Raw genomic sequence first — 19,513 nt, forward strand, 5'->3', positions numbered from 1 at the left:
TCGCATCAGCGTCAGATCGTGACGCCGACCACCACGGGCTCGGGCTGCAGGAGGACGCCGAACTCGGCGTGGACGCGTGCCTGCACGAAGCGGGCGAGTTCCGCGATCTCCGTCGCGGTCGCTCCCCCACGGTTCGTGAGTGCGAGGGTGTGCTTCGTGGAGACCGCAGCGTGCGATCCGGGGAGCGCGAACCCGCGACGGACACCCGCGCGCTCGATCAGCCAGGCGGCCGAGAGCTTCGCCAGGCGTTCCACGGGGGCCGGACGCGGCGAATTGACGACGTCCCCGAGCGGGAAGACGTACTCGGTGTCGTCGTCGGCCGGTGGGTCCACCGGCCACCACGGGGCGTCGCCCGGCAGCGACCGGGCGACGTGCTCGGACACGATCGGGTTCGTGAAGAACGACCCCGCGCTGGCGGTGTCGGGGTCGTCGGGATCGAGCACCATGCCCTTCGACGCCCGGAGCGCGAGCACGGTCGTGCGCACCTGGGCCAGGCGCACCTGCTCGCCGACCTCCACGCCGAGCGCGAAGGCGAGCTGCTGATAGGCGATCGGTGCTGCCAGGCCGTCGGCGCCGACGTCGTCGAGGTCGATGATGATCGCCACGACCACACCGGAGCGCTCAGGCTCTCCGCCACCGTGACGCTTCAAGACCGACGTCCGGTAGCCGAGACCGAGCTCCGCGGCGGGAACGCGTTCGACCGTCTGCGACTCCTCGTCGAGCAGGTCGACGGCCACGAGCGACGACACGATCTCCTGCCCGTAGGCGCCGATGTTCTGCACGGGCGCAGCCCCGCAGGATCCCGGGATGCCGGAGAGCGCCTCGATACCCGCCCAGCCGTGCTCCACGGTGAAGGCGACGAGCGCGTCCCAGTCCTCACCGGCCTGCACCCGCAGGCGGACCCGACCGGACGGAGCGTCGAGGCGTTCGATGCCGCGGTTCGCCGCGCGGATGACAGTCGCGTCGAGGGGCTCGTCGCCGATCAGCAGGTTCGATCCGCCGCCGAGCAACAGCCACGGCTCATCGGTGTTCCAGACGTCGAGCACGGCCTCGATCAGCTCGGCCTCGCTCGCGCATTCCACGAAGCCCGCGGCCGGCCCACCGACCCCGAGGGTGGTGAGCTCGCTCAGACGGATGGCGTCGTTCATGGTCCTCCGGGTCAGGCGAAGCTGATGACGAGCTGCGCCTTGCCGAGCACCGTCTGCTCGGCGTAGGTGACGGTGAGGTCGACGCGCGCGGTACGCGCTTCCTCGTCGACCTTGCCCACCTTGGCGAGGATCTGGAGGTCGGCGCCGGTCTCGGGGTCGACGACGACCGGTCGAGTGAACCGCACCTGGTACTCGAGCACCCGACCGGGGTCGCCGATCCAGTCGACGACCGGCTGGGCCGCGATCCCCATCGTCAGCATGCCGTGGGCGAGCACGCCCGGCAGCCCGACGGACGCGGCGACGTCGTCGCGGTAGTGGATGGGGTTGAAGTCTCCGGAGGCTCCGGCGTACCGCACGAGGGCGTCGCGCGTCAGGTGGACGGTCCGCTCCGCGACGACGTCTCCGACGGCCGGCATGGTCGGGGTCTGCTGCACGTCGCTCATCCTTCGTCTCCTCGCACCACGAGCGTCGAGGTCGCGGTGACCACCGGCTCGCCGGCAGCATCGGTCATGACCGAGTCGCACGTCACCATCGAGTGTGCACCCAGGGACTTCACCGCGGTGACGGTCAGCTGCGCGGTGAGCTCGTCACCGGCGACGATCGGACGGTGGTGCACGAAGCGCTGGTCGCCGTGGACCACCCGGCTGAAGTCGATACCCGCGTCGGGTGCGGCGAGCAGTTGCTGGAGCGTGTGCTCCTGGACGACGACGGGGAAGGTGGGCGGCGCCACGACGTCGGCGTATCCTGCGGCGCGGGCCGCCTCCGGGTCGAGGTTGATCGGGTTCGTCGCGAAGACGGCCCGCGAGAACTCGCGGATCTTCTCGCGTCCGACCAGGTACGGGGCGACGGGCGGGAAGACCCGACCGGCGAGCTCTGGGTTCACTGACACGCCCTCCAGCCTACCCGCTGCACCGGCCGGGAGGCCGGGCACGGACGGACCGGCAGCGGTCGGTCAGGAGCGTTTGAGCGCCTGGAACACCATGCGGATGGCGATGACCACGAGGAACGCCGCGAAGAGCAGGTTGCCGACGAACGGCGGGACGACCGACGCGACGGTGGCGCCGAGGGCGGTGGTCGTGCACGCGGCGATGCCGATGATGGCTGCGGCCGTGAGGTCGACGTTGCCTCGCCGGACGTTGCCGATGGTGCCGGAGATCGCGGTCGGCACCATCATGAGCAGCGAGGTGCCCTTGGCGATGAGGTCGCTCGCGCCGAACAGGAGGATGAGCATCGGCACGACGACGACCCCGCCGCCGATGCCGAGCAGCCCCGACAGGACGCCGGTCAGGAAGCCGAGCACGATGAGGCCGATGATCGATCCGACGTGCAGATCGATCTCGGCCGTGCGGGACGGGACGATCAGGAACAGCGAGACCACCACGACGAGCAGGAAGCCGATGAAGCCCCACTGCAGCGCCCTCTTGGGGAGCTTGGAGAGGAGGTAGCTGCCGAGTTGCGCCCCGCCGATCGCACCGATCGCCAGGAGGATCGCCGCCACCCAGTCGACGGTCCCGTTCACCGCGTACGACACGACGCCCACGAGCGAGGTCGGGACGATCGCCGCGAGTGAGGTCCCCGCCGCGAGCCGCTGGCCGAAGCCGAGCAGGAAGACGACGGCGGGGACGATGAGGATGCCGCCGCCGACCCCGAACAGCCCGGAGAGGAACCCGGCGGTCAGTCCGATGCCGATGAGCCAGGTGATGCCCGACGGGGAGCGGACCGGACGGCCGGTCGAGTCGTTCCCGCTCACTGCGCGCTGGAGCCGGACAGCGCCGTCTCGAGCGACGGCGTCGTGCGAGCGGTACCGGCGTCCAGGAGTGACCAACCGGAGTCCGTCGCCTCGATGACCGACACGGAGCAGTTCTCCAGCGGTGGGACCGTCGTGCCGGAGAGGTGGCTCAGGGTGAGTCGGATGAGCGTGCCGTGGCTCACGACGAGGACGTTCTGCCCGGGGTAGTCGCGTGCGATGGCGTCGATGCCACGCAGTCCGCGCTCGATGACCGACTCCTCGGTCTCGAGGTTCGGGTACTGGTGGTCGGGCCAGTTCTCGAGGACCATCTGCGCCGTCGCGCCCTCGGCGTCGCCGTAGTGGCGCTCGACCACGTCCGGGTAGGTGGGGCCGAGCTCGAGACCCAGCGCGTCCGCGATGATCTGCGCGGTCTCGCGTGCGCGCCCCAGTGGGGAGCTGACGACGACGTCCCAGGTGCCGGTGAGCCGAGGGGCGACCGTGGCCGCCTGCTCCCGCCCGGTGTCGTTCAGGGGGATGTCCGTCGTGCCCTGCAGCCGTCGTTCGAAGTTCCAGGCGGTCTGTCCGTGACGGATGAGGGCGATGGTCATGTCTCCAGCCTAACCGGCGTCGGACCGAGCTCCTCCGGTCTCAGGACGACAGGGAGCGCACTCCTCGGCGTCGGCGTCCTCGGCCCATCGGATCCGGATGGGGCCGCGGACCGTCGCGCGGTCGACCGCCGCGTCACCCTGCGTGATCCGCACCCGGCCCTCGTCGACCAAGCGCCAGGCGACTCGGCGGGTGTCGTCCATCAGCGCTCGCCAGTCGTCCCCGCCGACGGCTCGGGCCACGTCGGACGGACAGATGGACGACGTCGCGGCCCGCTTCCCCAGCAGGTCGAGCATCGTCGACTCCAGGACGTCGTCGCCCACGGCCGCCTCAGGCTGCGGGTCCGGTGCGGCTTCGTCGGTCATGGTCCCAGTATGCGCGCGCCGCTACGCGAGGTCGGCGTGCTGGGCCAGGTCCGCGTGCTGCGCGACGAATGCCCGCGCCAAGCGCTTCGTGACGCCGAGTTCCGCGACGAGATGCTCGAGGTCCGGAGCCCAACGCGCGATGGCCCGGAACTCGTCGAGGTCGATGAGGTTCGACGCGGCGAAGCGGTCGGCCTGCACCTCGTGCTTCGGTCGGTCGTCCTCGTGGCCGAGCACGCAGTGTGCGATGCCATGGGCGAGGGCGTTCCGCCGGTGGACGGACCGGAGCGACTCCTGGATGACGATCGTGTGCGCGGACGGCAGCCAGCGCTCGTGGGACACCCGCAGCGGCCGGAAGATCACGGCGAGACCGAGCTCCTCCGCATGCGCATACGGGTCGTAGGCGCGCCCACGCTCACGGGGCTTCCGGCTCGGGTTGCTCCAGTTCTCCATCGGTGATTGCCGCCCCACGTTCCCCCTCCAACTGCTCCGTCGTCCACGACGCAGCTTCCCGCTGCCGGCGTTTGCGATCCAGCTCGTCATTCGTAGCAGTGGTGTCCGACACCGGAGCCACGCGCTCGTCGTCGCTCGCCTGCAGTTCGGCCTCGATCTGACTCATCCCCCCGACCGCTTGCAGCGCGTCCGCCAGGAGGCGCACCGGATCGGCGCCGGTCGCCGCGCAGAGCGTGACGAAGGTCGGGCCACTGATCTCGCTGCGACCGGCGAGGACACGTTGCAGCGTCGTCGGACTCATCCCCGTCGCCTCAGCCAGGGCGCGCTGATTCATGCGTCGCCGCTTGTAGGCGGCGACGAGTTCGTCCGCCAACGCCTGATTGACCATCGCCTCTGCTGCGTTCACGCTTCGATCGTAGCCAGAAACCCTGTCGTGAGCGGCAGAAAACCTGTCCTATGCGCTCTATAGTGTCACCTCCGACCTGAATGATGCCAGATGAGACAACTTCTGGAAGCCATCCAGGTTGTCCATCACCACCCACGACGCCTGAGGAGGCACCATGACCGAACGCCGGACCACTCCGGACCAACCACCCACATCACCGACTCCACCACCCGTCCCGTTTCCGGCACAGCGGATCATCCGCACGGTGATCCAGACGACCGCGGCCGTGATCTTGAGCTCGGTGGCCTGCATCACCACCGCGAGCATCATCGCGCCACAGCTCCTGGAGGCGATCCGGGAACTCCTCCCGGACGACGTCTACGCCTGGGCGGCGGCAGCAGTGGCCACGACGGCCGCGATCGCCGCAGCACTGGCCCGGATCATGGCGATCCCCGGCGTGAACGGCTTCCTGACGAGACTGAGAGCGGGAACCACACCGCGCCATGCGCGACTCGATTCAGGCGTCGAATCTGCCACTGAAGAAAGAATTTCATGATAAATCGGCAAAATAAACTGGACAAGACGACGAGATGGCCATAGAGTCTCTTTCGAACACACGTTCGAATGTCGGAGGACACTTCCTCCACGAAACAACAGATTGGAGGCAGAGTGGCGCTCAACAACTACGTGCTGAACGGCCCGTCCACGGTGATCGCGGACGACAACCGCGATCCCTACGTGTCCTGGCAGCACCACCTCGACCGGAGCGGCCGCGGTGGGGTCGACCTCGTCGCCGCTGTGGGCACCCCGGTGCTCGCACCGACGCCAGGAACGATGAACTGGGTTCCGAACGACGGATCAGCAGGCAACTCGTGCCGCTTCAACCACGACCAGAACCCCGGATGGGCCGATGTGTTCTCGCACCTCGACCGGTACGTCGGGAGCAACGGTCAGCATTTCAACCAGGGCGACATCATCGCCTACTCGGGCGACACCGGACCGGTGGATCAGCACCTCCACCGTCACCTGCTCGACCCCTCTGGCAGCCGCCAGAACCCGTGGAGCTACTTCGGCTCCGCGAACCCATCCACAAACACAGGAGAACAACTCGTGAAGATCATCCGTCAGGGACAGTCCGGCTACGTCTGGCAGGGCAAGCAGACCTTCGGCGCCATCGCGCTCGTCGGCCCCGGCTACGTCCGCTACATCGCAGCACCCGTCGTCTACGACGCGTTGGTGCCGACCTACGGGCCGTACGTGAACCTCACGGGCGACCAGTTCTACACCACCATCCGGGAGCTCACGTCGAACCAGGCGTAGCGCACCGGTGACCGCGAGTCACCACTGACCGGCAACGGAGAACGGCCTCCGAGCAGACCGTAACTGCTCGGGGGCCCACCCTCCGCGCCACGAAAGGAGCCACATGGTCCTCCGCTATCAACACCCGTTCCCGCAGATGGATCTGGCCGACGGCTGGGGATCGATGGCCGGCGGGCGGACCCAACCGCACCGCGGGCTGGACTACCAACCGGGCGCCGGGGCCGCGATCCCGGCGGTCGCAGCCGGCATCGTCTCCGCCAACCGCTGGAGCGACGCGCTCGGCAACGTCCTCGTCATCGCCCACCCCGACGGCATGTACTCGGGCTACTCGCACCTGGCGGGCGCCTCACCTCATCAGGTCGGCATGGCGATCGCCCGCGGTGAACCCGTCGGTGTCGTCGGGAACACCGGATCCGCTTCACGCGGAGCCCATCTGCATCTCACCATCACCTTCACCGCGGACGGCACGTGGAACAACGCCGACCTCGGCGTCACCACGGATCCGTATCCGTTCATCAACGCTCGCCTGGACGGCGACGACCCGGGACACCCGCTCAAGGAGTCAGACATGCCCAAGATCATCAGCGTGCCGGCCGGCACCATCGCGCTCGTCACCGAGACGTTCGGAACGATGTACACCTCACCCGGCGGCTCGCAGGGGTTCTCCATCGCCGCCAACACGAAGGCCTACGGCCAGGTCACCGGCCTGACCGAAGACCAGGTGAAGACCCTCGTTGCCGAGGCGAACGCCCGAGGCCAGCGCATCGCCGACCTCGTCGCCGCCGCGCGGTAGTCCACGCCGGCACGAGGAAGCCCCCGAGCAGACCGTAACTGTTCGGGGGCTTCCTCCATTCTGCACCGTCCACGCCCGGAGTACGGCGTGCGGCCTCGATGCTCAGGCGAACTGCGCGTAGAACGCGTCCGGGCCGTGAGCGAGCGAGGCCTTGACCATGGCACTCCACTCATCGACGACGACCTCGGAAGCGCCGGACGTGACGCCGTCGAGGCTGGCCCGTGCGACGTCCGCCGGGTCGACCATCGGGCCGTCGTAGCCGGCCATGATGTCGGTGTCGGCGGCCCCGAGGTGGAGCCCCTGCACCGTGACACCCTTCGGCGCGAGCTCCAGACGGACCGCGTTCGTCATGTTCCACTCCGCCGCCTTGGCCGCGGCGTATCCGCCGGAGCCGGGGTGGGCGAACCAGCTCAGGGCGGAGAGCACGTTGACGATCGTCCCTCCACCGTTCGCCTCGATCACCGGCGCGAACGCACGCACCATGGCGAGGTTGCCCCAGTAGTGCGTGTCCATCTCCCGCCGGGCGTCCGCGAGGTCGCCGGTCAGCATCGAGCCCTGCGTCGCGATCCCGGCGTTGTTGACGAGCAACGTGACGTCGGTCGCGATCTCGGCCGCCGCAGCGACGGACGCCTGATCGGTGATGTCGAGCTGCAGCACCTCCACGCCCGGGATGTCGACGAGTTCCGGGCGCCGCGCGGTCGCGTACACCTTCGAGGCCCCGCGCTCGAGCAACTGCACGACGAACCTGCGTCCGATGCCCCGGTTCGAGCCGGTGACGAGTGCGACGGATCCTGCGATGTCCATGATTCCCTTCCGCGTGCGGGGCGATCCCGCAGCAGCCTGGTTAGGCTAAGACCTCACATCAATGTCAGGTGCAAGCCAGGAACGGAAGCTCGATGCGCATCGGAGATCTCGCGGCTCGGACCGGGGTGAGCGTCCGCTCGCTCCGCTACTACGAGGAGCAGGGGCTGCTCACCGCCACCCGCACGACGAGTGGCCAGCGGACCTATGAACAAGCGGCGGTGGAACGCGTCGAGCTCGTGCAGCAGCTCTTCGCCGCCGGGCTGCCGAGCCGCACGATCGTCCAGCTGCTCCCCTGCGTCGATGCGGGCGTCGCGACGGCTGAGTCGCTCGCGCTGCTCCAGACCGAACGCGACCGCATCACCGCGCAGATGGCCGACCTCGAAGCAGCGCGCGCCCGCTTGGAAACGGTCATCGACATCACCCTCCACCCGACGCCGGAGCACTGCCCCGCGCTGCGCGAGGATCGACTCCCAGACCTTGATGCCGCCTGAGCGCCGCCCGCGCAGCTGATGCGGGCGGCGCTCAGGACCGACGTTCGGGTTCCGTCACGAGGAGTGCGAACGTCCGGGATCGGACTCGGCCCGCGCCTCCGTGATCCCGCACCACTCGGCGATGAACAGCGCGATGGACTTGGTGATGCGGCGGACCGACTCGATGCTCACGCGTTCGTCGTACCCGTGGATCGCCTCCGAGATCGGGCCGTACACCAGCGCGGGGATCCCCCCGTACTGGGTGAAGACCCGGCCGTCCAGGTAGCCGGGGGTCGTGAAGGTGCGCAACTCGTCGCCGAACACCTCGCGGTGCGTGCTCCGGAGGACGTTCTCGGCGTCGCTGCCCTCGTCGAGGACGTACCCCTCGGCGAAGAAGCCGTTGCGGGTGGTCCTGGCGGTGATCGGGTGCCCATGCTCGTCGTCGACGACCGTGGCCAGGTGGTCGGTGATCTCCGTCCACGCGTCTTCGGCGGTCACCCCCGGGTACAGTGCCACGCGCAAGTCGACCTCGCACCAGGCGGGGACACTGGATGCCCAGTCTCCACCGGCGATCTTGCCGAGGTTGAAGTTGATGGGGTGTTCGAGATCCTCGAAGTACCGGTGCGAGTCCTTCTGCGCATTCCACCGGTCCTCGAGCTCCCGCAGCCGACCCACGACGTGGTGAGCGGCGTCGATGGCGTTGAAGCCGGAGGACATCTCGCGAGGGTGGGTGGGTTTGCCAGACACTCGGAGCCGGAACCAGATGACGCCGACGTTGGCGCGGACGAGCATGTCCTCCTCGGGCTCGGGGATGACGACGGCCTCAGCCGTGTACCCGCGCTGCAGTGCGGCCAGCGACCCGTTCCCGGTGCACTCCTCCTCCACGACGGACTGGAAGTGGATGCGGCCGGCTGGGCTGAGCCCCGCCCGACGGATGGCGTCGAAAGCGAACAGGTTGGCGACGAGACCGGCCTTCATATCCCCGCTCCCCCGCCCGGTCAGCCAGTCCCCGTCGATCCGCGAGTCCCACGGGGACGTCGCCCACTCGCTCTCCGGACCCGTGGGGACGACGTCGATGTGACCGTTCAGGATGAGGGAGCGGCCGGCTTCCAACGCGGGGTGGTAGGTGCCGACGACGTTGTCCACGTCGTCGTAGGAGACGTCGATGATGCCAGCGCCCTCATGCGACGCGATGTCGTCGACGTCCAGCTCCCAACGGTCCATCTCGAGGCCGCGATCCTGCATCGCCGCGAACATGAGGTCCTGCGCGCTGCTCTCCTCCGTTCGGAGCGAGGGGTGGCGGACGAGTTCCTGCGTGAAGGCGAGCTGTGCGTCGAACCCGGCATCCACCTCGGCGAGGATGCGTTCACGGGTGGCGTTGTCGAGTGTCATGCGGGTGACCTTTCGGTGTCGGCGGTGACGACGGCGTCTCGGATCCGGAGACGCTCTCCGATGAGACCGCCGACCGCGGTGATGAGGGATACGGCGACGAGCAGGAGCGCAGCGGACCAGGACTGGTTGCCGCTGGACGCGAGGAACGCGGTGGCGATGAGCGGCAGAAAACCACTGATGGCGCCGGCGAGGTTGTAGCCCAGCGCGACACCGCTGTACCGGAGGTGCGGCGGGAACAGATCGGTGAGCAAAGCGCCGGTGACGGCGTACGCGAGGGTGATCAGGAGGATACCGATACTCACTGCGGCGATTATGCCGATCGCGTTCTGCGTGTCGATGAGCCAGAAGAGCGGGAAGGCGGCCGCGGCGGTGAGGAGCGCACCGAACAGGGTCATGCGCCCGGGACCGAACCGTTCGGCGAGCCGCCCCGAGAAGATCGTCATCGGGATCTGCAGCACGGCGGCGACGAGCGTCGCATTGACCATCACCCCGCGGTCCACGCCGAGGGTGTTCGAGCCGTAGCTGACGACGAAGGTGGTCATCAGATAGAACCCGCCGACGCCGAGGAGGGCGGCCGCGATGGCGACGAGCAGGCGACCCCAGGCCTTCGTGAACACCTGCAACGCGGGGACCTTGACCCGCTCCTCCTGTTGGACGAGCTGCGTGAAGACCGGCGACTCCTCGACCTTGAACCGGATGTAGAGGGCTACGGCGAGCAACGGGAACGCGCCGAGGAACGGCAGGCGCCATCCCCAGGCGTCGAACGCCTCGGCCGGCAGGAGGAGGACGAGCGCGAAGGCACTGGAGGAGAGCAGGGTTCCCACTGGCGAACCGATCTGCACGAGTGCCGCGTACCGTGCACGCTTCTCGATGGGCGCGTGTTCCACGGCGATGGTGACCGCGCCGCCCCACTCCCCGCCGACGGCCAGACCCTGCACGAGCCGGAGGATCGCGAGCATGACGGGCGCCGCCACTCCGACGGCGAGGTAGTCGGGGAGTACACCGATGAGGCCGGTCGCGACGCCGATCATGACGATCGTCACCAGCAGCGCCGGGCGACGGCCGAACCGGTCGCCGATGATCCCGAACACGAACGCACCGATGGGACGTGCTGCGAATCCGACGCCGAAGGTGGCGAACGCGGCGAGCGTCGCTGCGGTCGCGTCGAGGTCCGTGAAGAACAGGCGGTTGAAGACGAGGGCTGCTGCAGTGCCGAAGAGGAAGTAGTCGTACCACTCGAGCGCCGTGCCGACGAACGCAGCCCCGGCGATGCGCCGCGCGTCCTTCGAGCTGACGTGGACGGGAGCGGTGGAGCGCGGGGATGAGCGTTGCGTCATGAGTGCCTCCGGAAGTCGGGATGGGGACCTGCGCTTCAATACTCCGAAGGCGCTCGCCCGGTCGCAATGCCACCCTGCATCGTCTTGGGCCCTCTAATGTGTGCATATGCACACCACAGCGCTCCGCGACGTCGCCGACCGATGCCGCGGCCGCCTGTCCAAGATCGCCGAGGAGTACGCGCAAGAGGTGCGCCGACTCCCTGGGTACGCAGTGGCGACGGTGACGGACGACGAGCTCTCCCGCACCGCCCGCGAGGTCCTGGACCTCCTCATGCGGATGCTCGCGGGTGACGACGTCCGCGGCACGCTGAGCGCTGTCTCCGAGCGGGTCGGGAGGCATCGCGCACAACAGGGCCTCGCACTGGACTCGCTCCTGCGGGCAGTCCGGATGGACTTCCGGTTCCTCTGGGAGGTGCTCCGCGACGAGGCGGATGCGGACGAGGTCCTCGCGCTTTCCGAGGAGGTGGCCACGGTCTGGGAGGCGGTCGAGGTCCACACCAGCCACATCCAGGCCGCCTACATCGACGAGCTCGTGTCGATGAACCGGCAGTTGGAGCTCGAACGGGCCTCATTGCTCCGGCGCCTCCTCGTCGGCGAGACGAGCGACCCGACGCAGCTCGCACACCTGGCGTCGGCGCTCGGCCTGCCGGTCCTCGGCCGGTATCGGGTCCTCGTGGCCGCCCCGCGCTTCGCGGACGCCTTCCGACGCTGGGCGAAGGAACACGTGGCAGGTGCCGACCTGCACGTGATCGACGGCACGCAGTTCCTCATCGTCGAGCGATCCGGGCCGCGGACGCCGCCCGAGGCCCGGCTACAATCCGCGCCGGCGGGCCTGTCGCCCACCATCGACGGACTGGCGGGCCTCGGCGTCGGCTGGCAGATCGCCCGCCGTCTGGCCGACGAGGTGACGGAGCCGCAGAACGCCGCGACGCTGCTCACCCACTGGCCGATGCTCGTCGAGGAGGGCCTCGGCGAGGCCTGGCCGATCGCTCGTCGTGAACTCACGAGCCGACTCGACGCACTCTCGGCGGGGAAACGGAGTGCCATCGTCGACACGGTTCGTGCCTACCAGTCTTCCGGATCGATCGGCGACACGGCTTCCCGACTCTTCGTCCATCGCAACACCCTCCTGAAACGCCTGCAGCGGTTCACCGAGCTCACCGGTCTCGACCCCACGGTTCCGTCCGACGCCGCGCTCATCACCCTGATCCTCGCGCGGCCGTAGCGTTCCATCGCGGCTACCATGTCGATGTCGGAGGCCCGGGATGCGAGCCGGGCTCCGTCGTCATGGCAACCGAGCCGGGCCTGTTCGAGCCCGGCTCCCGATCGGGGGATCAACGATGAGGGAACCAGCGAAGCAGGGACCAGCGACCGCAACCGAGTCGGTCGCCGCCCAGGCGGCGCGCACCCGGCTCGAGGAGCGCGTGGCGGGCATCGAGTCGATCCTGATCTCGGTCCCGATGCTGCTGCTCGAGATCGCCCTCATCCTCTCGCTGTTCGTCCCCTACGCGAGCCAGACGAAGACGGATGAGGACCCTGAGTCCTTCAACCTGTTCTTCTTCCTTGCGGGATTCGCCGATCGCGACGACGACGGCGACCCGGAGGCCGCCTCGATCCTGTTCGCGAGTGCGTTCCTGATACTCATTGTCGTGATCGTCGGCACGATCTGCACCGCGCCGACCCTCGCGGGCAAGCGGGTCTCGTCGCGAGCGGGAGCGACCGCGGTGACCTTCATCATCGTGCTCATCCTCGGCAACATCGGCGCCTGGATGGTCATGCTGATGGGGGTCTACGCCGACTCGCCCTGGACCATCGGTCCAGCTCTGCCACTGCTCAACCTCGGCACCCTGCTCGCGGCGATGATCGCCTTCATGCCCGGCTACCGTCGCATCTGGGAGCGATAGCAGTTCGAGGTCAGTGTGCGATGGGGAGCACTGCCCATCCGACGGTGGTCGCGCACTCTCGCCGCGTTGCCATACTGAGTCCGTGAGTGGAACCGACGTTGCGCCGACGGGCGTGCTACAGGACTATCAGTGGGCCGTGGACGCCGAGCTGCAGAACACCCCATTCACCGTCACCAGCCTCCCCGACGGGTTCCAGGTCGGATACGACCTGGCGGACGCCCGCTGGTGGAACGTCCTCCAGCTGAACGAGGTGTCCGACAGCATCACCTACACCGTGCGGGTCGATGAGCGACGGCGGCGGTTCAGCATCACCGACACGGTCAAGCGGATGAGCTGGTCGGCTGGGGTCTCCGGCTTCGAGCCGCGCCTCTCCTGGTCGTTCTCCTGGCAGTCCGGCCGTGTCCGGTACGGCAGGGTCATCATGCTCGGGACCTCTCCCGGCGGGTTCGAGATCGCGTTCAGCCCCGAGAACGAACGCGCGCGTATCAAGGAGATCGGCGAAGAACTCGGTCTGCGTCCTCGCATGAGCCCCCATGTCAGCATCGGGCTCTGGGCGGCGGCCGGTGGCGTCGCGATCGGCCTGATCGCGCCCGCCATCATCATGCTGAGTCTTTCCCTCACCGGGAACCGCTGATGCAGGAGCTTCGAATCGGGACGGTGGCGCACTGGTGATGGCGAGCAAGCGCGCGGCGGGCGACACACGGGGCTTCCTGCACAGCAGGGTGTTCCAGACGGCGGCGATCGTCCTGATGCTGTTGGCCGGTCCGGTGGCCGTGGTCGTCGGCTCCTTCATGATGGCTGCCGACAGCGACCTGTTGCAGAACGGGGAGCGGACGAGTGGGACGGTCACCGAGGTCGACGACGGCCGGAAGGCATCTCACCACCGGTTCAGGACCGACTATCTGGCACCCGACGGTTCGCCACAGCGAGTCTGGGCGGACTGGCCCCTCGACGGCAAACCCGCCGTCGGCGACGTCGTCACGGTGATCTATCGAGCGGACGACCCCGGCACGGCGGTGCTCGAGGGCTACGACGGTCCGGGGACCTCGGTCGTCGGTGTCGGTGTGGTGCTGACCGGCGCGAGTCTCCTGATCGGCACCGCGATGCTCGTCGGCGTCCTGCTCCGTGCGGGCCGGGGGCCCGAGCCCAAGGGCGCCTGACACGGGTGAAGGCGCTGTGCCCGGCAGTGCGAAGGAACACAATCGCCCGGAAACGCAACAGGCCCGGTCTCCCGGGCCTTGCTGTAGCAGGAGAGAGATTCGAACTCTCGACCTCACGATTATGAGTCGTGCGCTCTCACCAACTGAGCTACCCTGCCACGTCTCTCCGTATGCCGGCGAGAGCAGTGACGGAGAGAACGAGCCCCGAGCGGGACTTGAACCCGCGACCTCTTCCTTACCAAGGAAGTGCTCTACCACTGAGCTATCGGAGCGCGAACCAAACCGCTCACGCGGAAATGGCACCAGTAGAGACTAGCATCCCGCGAGGGGTGCTTCGTACACCGGATCGGGATCAGTTCGCGGCGAAGGTGTCCGCGGCGTGGACGACCTTCTGCAGGTACGACGCGGCCCCGTTGTACGAGCCGATCGCCGCGACCCAATCGGCTTCGATGCGGAGGTCCCGGCCGCCGTGACACAGGTAGTGCGCTGCGGCGAGCGCCGCGTCGTCGATCTGCTGTGGGTCCGCGACGCCGTCGCCGTTCCCGTCCGCTCCCCACCGCTGCCAGGTGGACGGGATGAACTGCATCGGGCCCACCGCGCGATCCCATCTGGCGTCGCCGTCGAAGGCGCCGCGGTCCGTGTCGGTGACGGCGTCGAACTCGGTGCCGGTGAGCGCCGGGCCGACGATGGGCGGAACGGCCCGACCGGCATCGTCGAGCGCACCGCCGAAGATCGTGCCGTGGCCGGACTCGACACTGCCGAGCGCGGCCAGCGTGTTCCAGGCGATCCCGCAGCCCGGCTGCGTCTCCGCGACGGCGAGCGCCGCACCGGCGTAGGCGACCATCGCCCGCTCGGGGATGCCGAGGCGGAGCGCCGTGGCCGCCGACCAAGCACGGTCCACCCGGTCGGTGACGGCCGCCGGAGCCGTTCCGGCCGAGCCCGCTGCCGGGATGCCGGGGCCCTCGACGGCCGCGTGGGGCGCGGTTCCGAGGATCGAGTCCCGCGCTTCAGCTCGATTGACGAGTTCCGGCCCCCAGACGACGGCGGCGATCACGACGGCGAGGCCGACGATCGCTCCCGCCCCGCCGGCGACGAGCCATCCCACGCGGACGCCCGATCGACGGTTCCGGCGTGCGGCTGCGGTCGGTCGCCGGGAGCCGCTGCGCGCACCGGCCGGTCGGGGGCGCGGCTTTTGGGTCGAGCGAGCTGCGCCGGCCGTGCGTCGTCCTGGCACGGCCGTCTTCCGTCGTGCGGGCCGGCGGGCACCACTCCCCTTCGCCGATGTTCCCACCGGTCCACCGTAGCCGGGCACTGGTGCCGGCGCGGTTCGCCCACGCGAGCCGGGTCAGCGGCACGCCGCAGGTTCAGTGCTCCCGGGCAGCCTTCGCAGCCTTCTTGGCCTGGCGCTTCGCCCGAAGGTCCTTCGCGACGGCGACGCCCTTCTTGGCAGCGGCGTTCGCCTTCGTGCTGGCCTGCTTCGCTCCCTCGAACTCCGACGCGAGGACGGCGAGCCCGCCGACGGCGATGAGAGCACCCGGTCCGGGGAGCGGGATCAGGGCCACGCCGAGCGCCACGGTGCCACCACCGACGACTCCGACACCCGCCCGGTACACCCGGTTCGCGGTCGGATTCCGACGGATGATGCCACGCGTCGTCCGGGCCGCTGATCCGGCGATGCCTCCCGCCTGCGCGGCGACGCGCTTCGCCGTGCTGCGGGCCGAGCCGTCCGATTCCGTCGTCATGTCCCCACTCTAAGCAGGGCGGGCGGGTCGATGGCCGGGAATCCGGTCCGAATCGACCGTCGCGCACCCGCCGTGGCGACACCGCGCCGGCCAGTCCACGAGCGGCGACAGGCTCCGCAAATGGCCTAGGGTAGCGACATGGACTCCGCCCTCCCGACCACGTCGGCGACCGCAGCTCAGCATGCCTCCCCCGCAGGAGGCTCCACCCCCGGTTCGGAGTGGTGGCGCTCCGCCGTCATCTACCAGATCTACCCGCGATCCTTCGCGGACGCGAACGGCGACGGCCTCGGCGACCTGCCCGGGATCACCTCCCGCCTCGGCGCGCTGCAGGAGCTCGGCGTCGACGCCATCTGGCTGTCCCCCTTCATGACGAGCCCGCAGAAGGACGCCGGCTACGACGTCGCCGACTACTGCGACGTCGACCCCATCTTCGGGACGCTCGCCGACTTCGACGCGATGACCGCCGCTGCGCACGCCGCCGGCATCCGCGTCATCGTCGACCTCGTCCCCAACCACTCCTCGAGCGCCCACCGCTGGTTCCAGGAGGCCCTCGCGGCCGGACCCGGCTCGGCGGAGCGCGCCCGGTACATGTTCCGCGACGGCAAGGGCGAGCACGGCGAGATCGCCCCCAACAACTGGGAGTCCGTCTTCGGCGGCCCGGCCTGGACGCGCGTCACCGAGGCCGACGGCACGCCTGGCCAGTGGTACCTCCACATCTTCGACTCCTCGCAGCCTGACTTCGACTGGACGAACCCGTGGGTCCGCGAGCAGTTCCGCGACATCCTCCGGTTCTGGCTCGACCGCGGCGTCGACGGGTTCCGCGTCGACGTGGCGCACGGCATGATCAAGGCCGACGGCCTGCCCGACTACACCCCGCCCGCTGAGGGCGGCAGCATGGGTGGCGCCTCGGCGGGCGTCGCACTCGAACCCGGCATCAGCACGGGGCCCGCCTCGTGGCCGGAGACCGCGCCGTACTGGGGCCAGGACGGCGTGCACGAGATCTACCGCGACTGGCACGAGCTCCTCGCGACGTACGACGGCGACCGTGTGCTCTGCGCCGAGGCCTGGGTCGACCCGCTCGACAAGATGGCCCTCTGGGTGCGCCCCGACGAGATGCAACAGGCGTTCAACTTCCCGTACCTCGAGACCCCGTGGAACGCCGCGGACCTCAAGGCGGTCATCGGTGAGTCGCTGCGGGCGTTCGCACAGGTCGGCGCTCCGAGCACGTGGGTGCTGTCCAACCACGACGTCGTCCGGCACGCGTCACGTCTCGCGCTCACGGAGGAGAACCCCCAGGGCTACGGCGTCGGTCCGAACACCCCCGGCCAGCCGGATCGGGCACTCGGGCTGCAGCGGGCCAGGGCGGCGACCGCCCTCATGCTGAGCCTGCCCGGCGGAGCGTACCTGTACCAGGGCGAAGAGCTCGGGCTCCCCGAGGTCATCGATCTGCCGGATGACGCCCGTCAGGACCCGACGTGGTTCCGCACGAACCACGAGCGGTACGGTCGCGACGGTTGCCGCGTGCCGATCCCATGGGAAGCCGGGCACCCCGCATACGGCTTCAACACCACCGGAGCGTCCTGGCTGCCGCAGCCCGACGACTGGAACGACTACTCGCGCGACGCACAGGCCGGCATCCCCGGTTCGACGCTGGAGCTGTACCGTACGCTGCTCCGCCTGCGCCGGGAGCACGCGCTGGGACTCGGCTCGATCGCCTGGATCGAAGGGGCACCCGACACCATCCTCGCGCTGACCAACGGCGCGGTGACGGTCGTCGCCAACACGGGCGCCGACGACATCGCCGTGCCCTCGTCGCTCGCGGACTCGGCCGTGCTCGTCGCGAGCGGACCCTTCGACGGTAGCACCATCCACGGCGACACCACGGTCTGGTTCACGACGCCGTCGACCCTGCCCGTCGCCTGAGTCACTCCGCGGGCCGGTGTGCCAGCGCGGTGCGCCGACGTGACCGCGGGCGTTTCGGCGCCGGCGCGGTGCACTGACGCGAGCGCGCCGGAAGCGGCCCCGCCGCGGGGCGTGCGCGTGAGCGCGCCCCTCCGGAGGGGCGCTCACGCCGTAGACCCGCGCTCGCGTCAGCGCACCGCGCTGGCCCAAGGGCAGGGCGGGCAGGTCAGTGGTGGAGGATCGCGACCGCGTGGGCGCCGAGCCGGAGTGATCCGTCCGTCGTGACGACCTCACCGAAGCTGTCGAGGAGTTCGCCGACCCGCAGTGCGAGCTCGACCGGCTCCGTCCCGAAGTTGACCGCCAGGGTCGCCGAGCCTCGACGCAGGACGAACGATCCGGTCGCCTCGTCGACGATCGCCGTCGTGTCGGCGAAGGCCGGATCGGTGAACGCCGGGACCGTCCGTCGCAGCTCGATCACCCGTCGGTACCAGGTCAGCAGCGTCGCGTGCCGTCCGCCGGATCGCTCCGACCAGTCGAGCACCGACCGACGGTAGGTCTCGGGATCCTGGGGATCCGGCACGTCGGCCTCGTTCCAACCCATCCGGGCGAATTCGGCGATCCGGCCCTTCGCGGTCGCCTCACCGAGCTCGGGTTCCGGGTGCGAGGTGAAGAACTGCCAGGGCGTCGAGGCAGCCCACTCCTCCCCCATGAACAGCATCGGGGTGAACGGTCCGAGCAGCGTGACGGCGGCGGCGATGGCGAGCTGGCCGTCGTCGAGGGTCGCGGCCAGCCGGTCGCCGGTCGCCCGGTTCCCGATCTGGTCGTGGTTCTGGTCGGAGACGACGAGCCGCCAGCTCGGCGTCCGTTCGAGGTCGATGCGGCGGCCGTGGTGGCGCTTGCGGAAGCTCGACCAGGTGCCGTTGTGGAAGAACCCCTCCTCCATGACCTTCCCGAGTGCACCGAGCGGCGCGAAGTCGGCGTAGTAGCCGGTCACCTCGCCGGTGAGCGCGACATGGAGCGCGTGGTGGAAGTCGTCGCTCCACTGAGCGTCGAGACCGTACCCGCCGGCGCCGCCGGGGCCCCGGGGCGTGATGAGCTTCGGGTCGTTCAGATCCGACTCGGCGATCAGCGTGAACGGCCGGTCGAGGTCGGCGCTGAGCGCATCCACCGCGGCGTCGAGTTCCTCGAGGAGATGGATGGCCCGGGTGTCGTGCAGGGCGTGCACGGCGTCGAGGCGCAGGCCGTCGACGCCGTACTCCTCGAACCACAGCAGCGCGCTGTCGATGATGTACCGACGCACCTCGTCCGAGTCCGGCCCGTCGAGGTTGAGGCCGTCGCCCCAGGTGTTCCCGGCGCCGTCCGCGAGGTAGGGGCCGAAGCGCGGCAGGACGTTCCCGGAGGGACCGAGGTGGTTGTACACGACGTCCTGGATGACGGCGAGCCCGCGCTCGTGACACGCGGCGACGAAGCGACGGTAGCCGTCCGGTCCGCCGTAGGCCTCGTGGACCGCCGACCAGAAGACGCCGTCGTAACCCCAGTTCCAGACCCCGTTGAACGCGTTGACCGGCAGGACCTCGACGGCGTCGACACCGAGCTCGACGAGGTCGTCGAGGCGTTCGATCGCCCCGTCGAAGGTGGCCGCCTCGGTGAAGGTGCCGATGTGGAGTTCGTAGAGCACGGCACCGATGAGGGAGCGACCCCGCCAGCCGGTCCCGTCGCACGGCACGGGGTCGGATGCGACGACGCGTGACGGGCCGTGGACGCCCTCAGGCTGCCGACGCGAGCGGGGGTCGGCGAACGGACCCTCGCCGTCGACGAGGTAGCGGTAGTCGCTGTCGACGACCGCCGCACGGGGCTCGGCACCGTCGAGCGCGATCCACCACCCCTCGGAGAGGTCGCGGGCCATCGGATGCTGCTCACCGTCCAGGACGAGGTCGACGCGCTGGGCCTCGGGTGCCCAGACGCGGAACCCGTCAGCCGGACTCGTGGTGCTGGTCGTCATCGTG

Annotated in this window: 23 protein-coding genes and 2 tRNA genes; 9 read left to right on the forward strand and 16 right to left on the reverse strand. The window is 69.4% G+C overall.

Annotation, left to right across the window (positions count from 1 at the left end):
• Positions 1 to 11 precede the first annotated feature (11 nt).
• The 8 genes from A4X17_RS04935 to A4X17_RS04970 form a co-directional block, all read right to left on the reverse strand.
• Positions 12 to 1,148 (reverse strand): UDP-N-acetylmuramate dehydrogenase, encoded by a 1,137-nt coding sequence (locus A4X17_RS04935; protein ID WP_064294557.1) that lies wholly within the window; start codon positions 1,146 to 1,148, stop codon positions 12 to 14.
• An 11-nt stretch (positions 1,149 to 1,159) separates the two neighbouring features.
• Positions 1,160 to 1,591, reverse strand: coding sequence for a MaoC family dehydratase (locus tag A4X17_RS04940; protein ID WP_231884290.1), 432 nt, complete (start codon positions 1,589 to 1,591; stop codon positions 1,160 to 1,162).
• A complete protein-coding gene (locus A4X17_RS04945) occupies positions 1,588 to 2,037 on the reverse strand; it encodes a MaoC family dehydratase N-terminal domain-containing protein (RefSeq protein WP_082915924.1) in 450 nt (149 codons plus the stop codon). The genes A4X17_RS04940 and A4X17_RS04945 overlap by 4 nt, the downstream gene beginning before the upstream one ends.
• 63 nt (positions 2,038 to 2,100) lie before the next feature.
• Positions 2,101 to 2,898 (reverse strand): sulfite exporter TauE/SafE family protein, encoded by a 798-nt coding sequence (locus tag A4X17_RS04950; RefSeq protein ID WP_082915925.1) that lies wholly within the window; start codon positions 2,896 to 2,898, stop codon positions 2,101 to 2,103.
• Positions 2,895 to 3,485: a histidine phosphatase family protein gene (locus A4X17_RS04955; protein WP_064294559.1), complete on the reverse strand. Its 591-nt coding sequence runs from the start codon at positions 3,483 to 3,485 to the stop codon at positions 2,895 to 2,897. The genes A4X17_RS04950 and A4X17_RS04955 overlap by 4 nt, the downstream gene beginning before the upstream one ends.
• A gap of 9 nt (positions 3,486 to 3,494) precedes the next feature.
• Complete coding sequence (locus tag A4X17_RS04960; protein WP_064294560.1) at positions 3,495 to 3,848, reverse strand: DUF3253 domain-containing protein; 354 nt, start codon at positions 3,846 to 3,848, stop codon at positions 3,495 to 3,497.
• A gap of 21 nt (positions 3,849 to 3,869) precedes the next feature.
• Positions 3,870 to 4,316 carry an ImmA/IrrE family metallo-endopeptidase gene (locus A4X17_RS04965; RefSeq protein ID WP_165767072.1) on the reverse strand — a complete coding sequence of 149 codons (447 nt, stop codon included), beginning with the start codon at positions 4,314 to 4,316 and terminating at the stop codon, positions 3,870 to 3,872.
• Entirely contained in the window at positions 4,261 to 4,704 is a 444-nt protein-coding gene (locus A4X17_RS04970; RefSeq protein ID WP_157583338.1) for a helix-turn-helix domain-containing protein, read from the reverse strand. Before A4X17_RS04970 ends, A4X17_RS04965 begins: the two co-directional genes overlap by 56 nt.
• A 244-nt stretch (positions 4,705 to 4,948) precedes the next feature.
• On the opposite strand from A4X17_RS04970, the gene A4X17_RS19150 reads away from it, so the two are divergent.
• The 3 genes from A4X17_RS19150 to A4X17_RS04985 all read left to right on the forward strand — a co-directional run bounded on the left by A4X17_RS19150 (position 4,949) and on the right by A4X17_RS04985 (position 6,796).
• The gene (locus A4X17_RS19150; RefSeq protein ID WP_197479020.1) at positions 4,949 to 5,239 is read left to right on the forward strand and encodes a hypothetical protein; all 291 of its coding nucleotides are present in this window, start codon (positions 4,949 to 4,951) and stop codon (positions 5,237 to 5,239) included.
• A gap of 113 nt (positions 5,240 to 5,352) precedes the next feature.
• The gene (locus A4X17_RS04980) at positions 5,353 to 6,003 is read left to right on the forward strand and encodes a M23 family metallopeptidase (protein WP_064294564.1); all 651 of its coding nucleotides are present in this window, start codon (positions 5,353 to 5,355) and stop codon (positions 6,001 to 6,003) included.
• Between the two features lie 103 nt (positions 6,004 to 6,106).
• A complete protein-coding gene (locus A4X17_RS04985; RefSeq protein WP_064294565.1) occupies positions 6,107 to 6,796 on the forward strand; it encodes a M23 family metallopeptidase in 690 nt (229 codons plus the stop codon).
• A gap of 102 nt (positions 6,797 to 6,898) precedes the next feature.
• On the opposite strand, the gene A4X17_RS04990 is transcribed toward A4X17_RS04985, so the two are convergent.
• Positions 6,899 to 7,600 carry an SDR family oxidoreductase gene (locus A4X17_RS04990; protein ID WP_064294566.1) on the reverse strand — a complete coding sequence of 234 codons (702 nt, stop codon included), beginning with the start codon at positions 7,598 to 7,600 and terminating at the stop codon, positions 6,899 to 6,901.
• Between the two features lie 92 nt (positions 7,601 to 7,692).
• Between A4X17_RS04990 and A4X17_RS04995 the strand changes: the two genes are divergently transcribed.
• A complete protein-coding gene (locus A4X17_RS04995) occupies positions 7,693 to 8,091 on the forward strand; it encodes a MerR family transcriptional regulator (RefSeq protein ID WP_064294567.1) in 399 nt (132 codons plus the stop codon).
• A gap of 54 nt (positions 8,092 to 8,145) precedes the next feature.
• Here the strand turns inward: A4X17_RS04995 and A4X17_RS05000 are convergent, their stop codons facing one another.
• Both A4X17_RS05000 and A4X17_RS05005 read right to left on the reverse strand, forming a co-directional pair.
• Complete coding sequence (locus A4X17_RS05000; protein WP_064294568.1) at positions 8,146 to 9,462, reverse strand: ArgE/DapE family deacylase; 1,317 nt, start codon at positions 9,460 to 9,462, stop codon at positions 8,146 to 8,148.
• Positions 9,459 to 10,799 (reverse strand): MFS transporter, encoded by a 1,341-nt coding sequence (locus A4X17_RS05005; protein WP_064294569.1) that lies wholly within the window; start codon positions 10,797 to 10,799, stop codon positions 9,459 to 9,461. The genes A4X17_RS05000 and A4X17_RS05005 overlap by 4 nt, the downstream gene beginning before the upstream one ends.
• A gap of 106 nt (positions 10,800 to 10,905) precedes the next feature.
• On the opposite strand from A4X17_RS05005, the gene A4X17_RS05010 reads away from it, so the two are divergent.
• From A4X17_RS05010 to A4X17_RS05025, 4 genes are all read left to right on the forward strand, one after another.
• Positions 10,906 to 12,024, forward strand: coding sequence for a CdaR family transcriptional regulator (locus A4X17_RS05010; protein WP_082915928.1), 1,119 nt, complete (start codon positions 10,906 to 10,908; stop codon positions 12,022 to 12,024).
• Positions 12,025 to 12,139: 115 nt separating this feature from the next.
• Positions 12,140 to 12,703: a hypothetical protein gene (locus tag A4X17_RS05015; RefSeq protein ID WP_064294571.1), complete on the forward strand. Its 564-nt coding sequence runs from the start codon at positions 12,140 to 12,142 to the stop codon at positions 12,701 to 12,703.
• Between the two features lie 82 nt (positions 12,704 to 12,785).
• A complete protein-coding gene (locus A4X17_RS05020) occupies positions 12,786 to 13,337 on the forward strand; it encodes a hypothetical protein (protein ID WP_157583340.1) in 552 nt (183 codons plus the stop codon).
• Between the two features lie 37 nt (positions 13,338 to 13,374).
• Complete coding sequence (locus tag A4X17_RS05025; protein WP_064294573.1) at positions 13,375 to 13,863, forward strand: DUF3592 domain-containing protein; 489 nt, start codon at positions 13,375 to 13,377, stop codon at positions 13,861 to 13,863.
• A gap of 84 nt (positions 13,864 to 13,947) precedes the next feature.
• Here the strand turns inward: A4X17_RS05025 and A4X17_RS05030 are convergent.
• From A4X17_RS05030 to A4X17_RS05045, 4 genes are all read right to left on the reverse strand, one after another.
• Positions 13,948 to 14,021, reverse strand: a tRNA-Met gene (locus A4X17_RS05030).
• A gap of 42 nt (positions 14,022 to 14,063) precedes the next feature.
• A tRNA-Thr gene (locus tag A4X17_RS05035) sits at positions 14,064 to 14,135 on the reverse strand.
• 80 nt (positions 14,136 to 14,215) lie between these two features.
• Positions 14,216 to 14,968: a lytic transglycosylase domain-containing protein gene (locus tag A4X17_RS05040; protein ID WP_064294574.1), complete on the reverse strand. Its 753-nt coding sequence runs from the start codon at positions 14,966 to 14,968 to the stop codon at positions 14,216 to 14,218.
• A gap of 259 nt (positions 14,969 to 15,227) precedes the next feature.
• Positions 15,228 to 15,605, reverse strand: coding sequence for a PGPGW domain-containing protein (locus tag A4X17_RS05045; RefSeq protein WP_079003267.1), 378 nt, complete (start codon positions 15,603 to 15,605; stop codon positions 15,228 to 15,230).
• 138 nt (positions 15,606 to 15,743) lie between these two features.
• Here A4X17_RS05045 and A4X17_RS05050 point away from each other — a divergent pair, with 138 nt between their 5' ends.
• Positions 15,744 to 17,528, forward strand: coding sequence for a glycoside hydrolase family 13 protein (locus tag A4X17_RS05050; protein ID WP_064294575.1), 1,785 nt, complete (start codon positions 15,744 to 15,746; stop codon positions 17,526 to 17,528).
• A gap of 205 nt (positions 17,529 to 17,733) precedes the next feature.
• Here the strand turns inward: A4X17_RS05050 and treZ are convergent, their stop codons facing one another.
• A complete protein-coding gene (treZ, locus tag A4X17_RS05055; RefSeq protein ID WP_064294639.1) occupies positions 17,734 to 19,509 on the reverse strand; it encodes a malto-oligosyltrehalose trehalohydrolase in 1,776 nt (591 codons plus the stop codon).
• Positions 19,510 to 19,513: the final 4 nt, after the last annotated feature.

This window comes from Plantibacter sp. H53 (genome assembly GCF_001650455.1).
Lineage (GTDB): Bacteria > Actinomycetota > Actinomycetes > Actinomycetales > Microbacteriaceae > Plantibacter > Plantibacter flavus_A.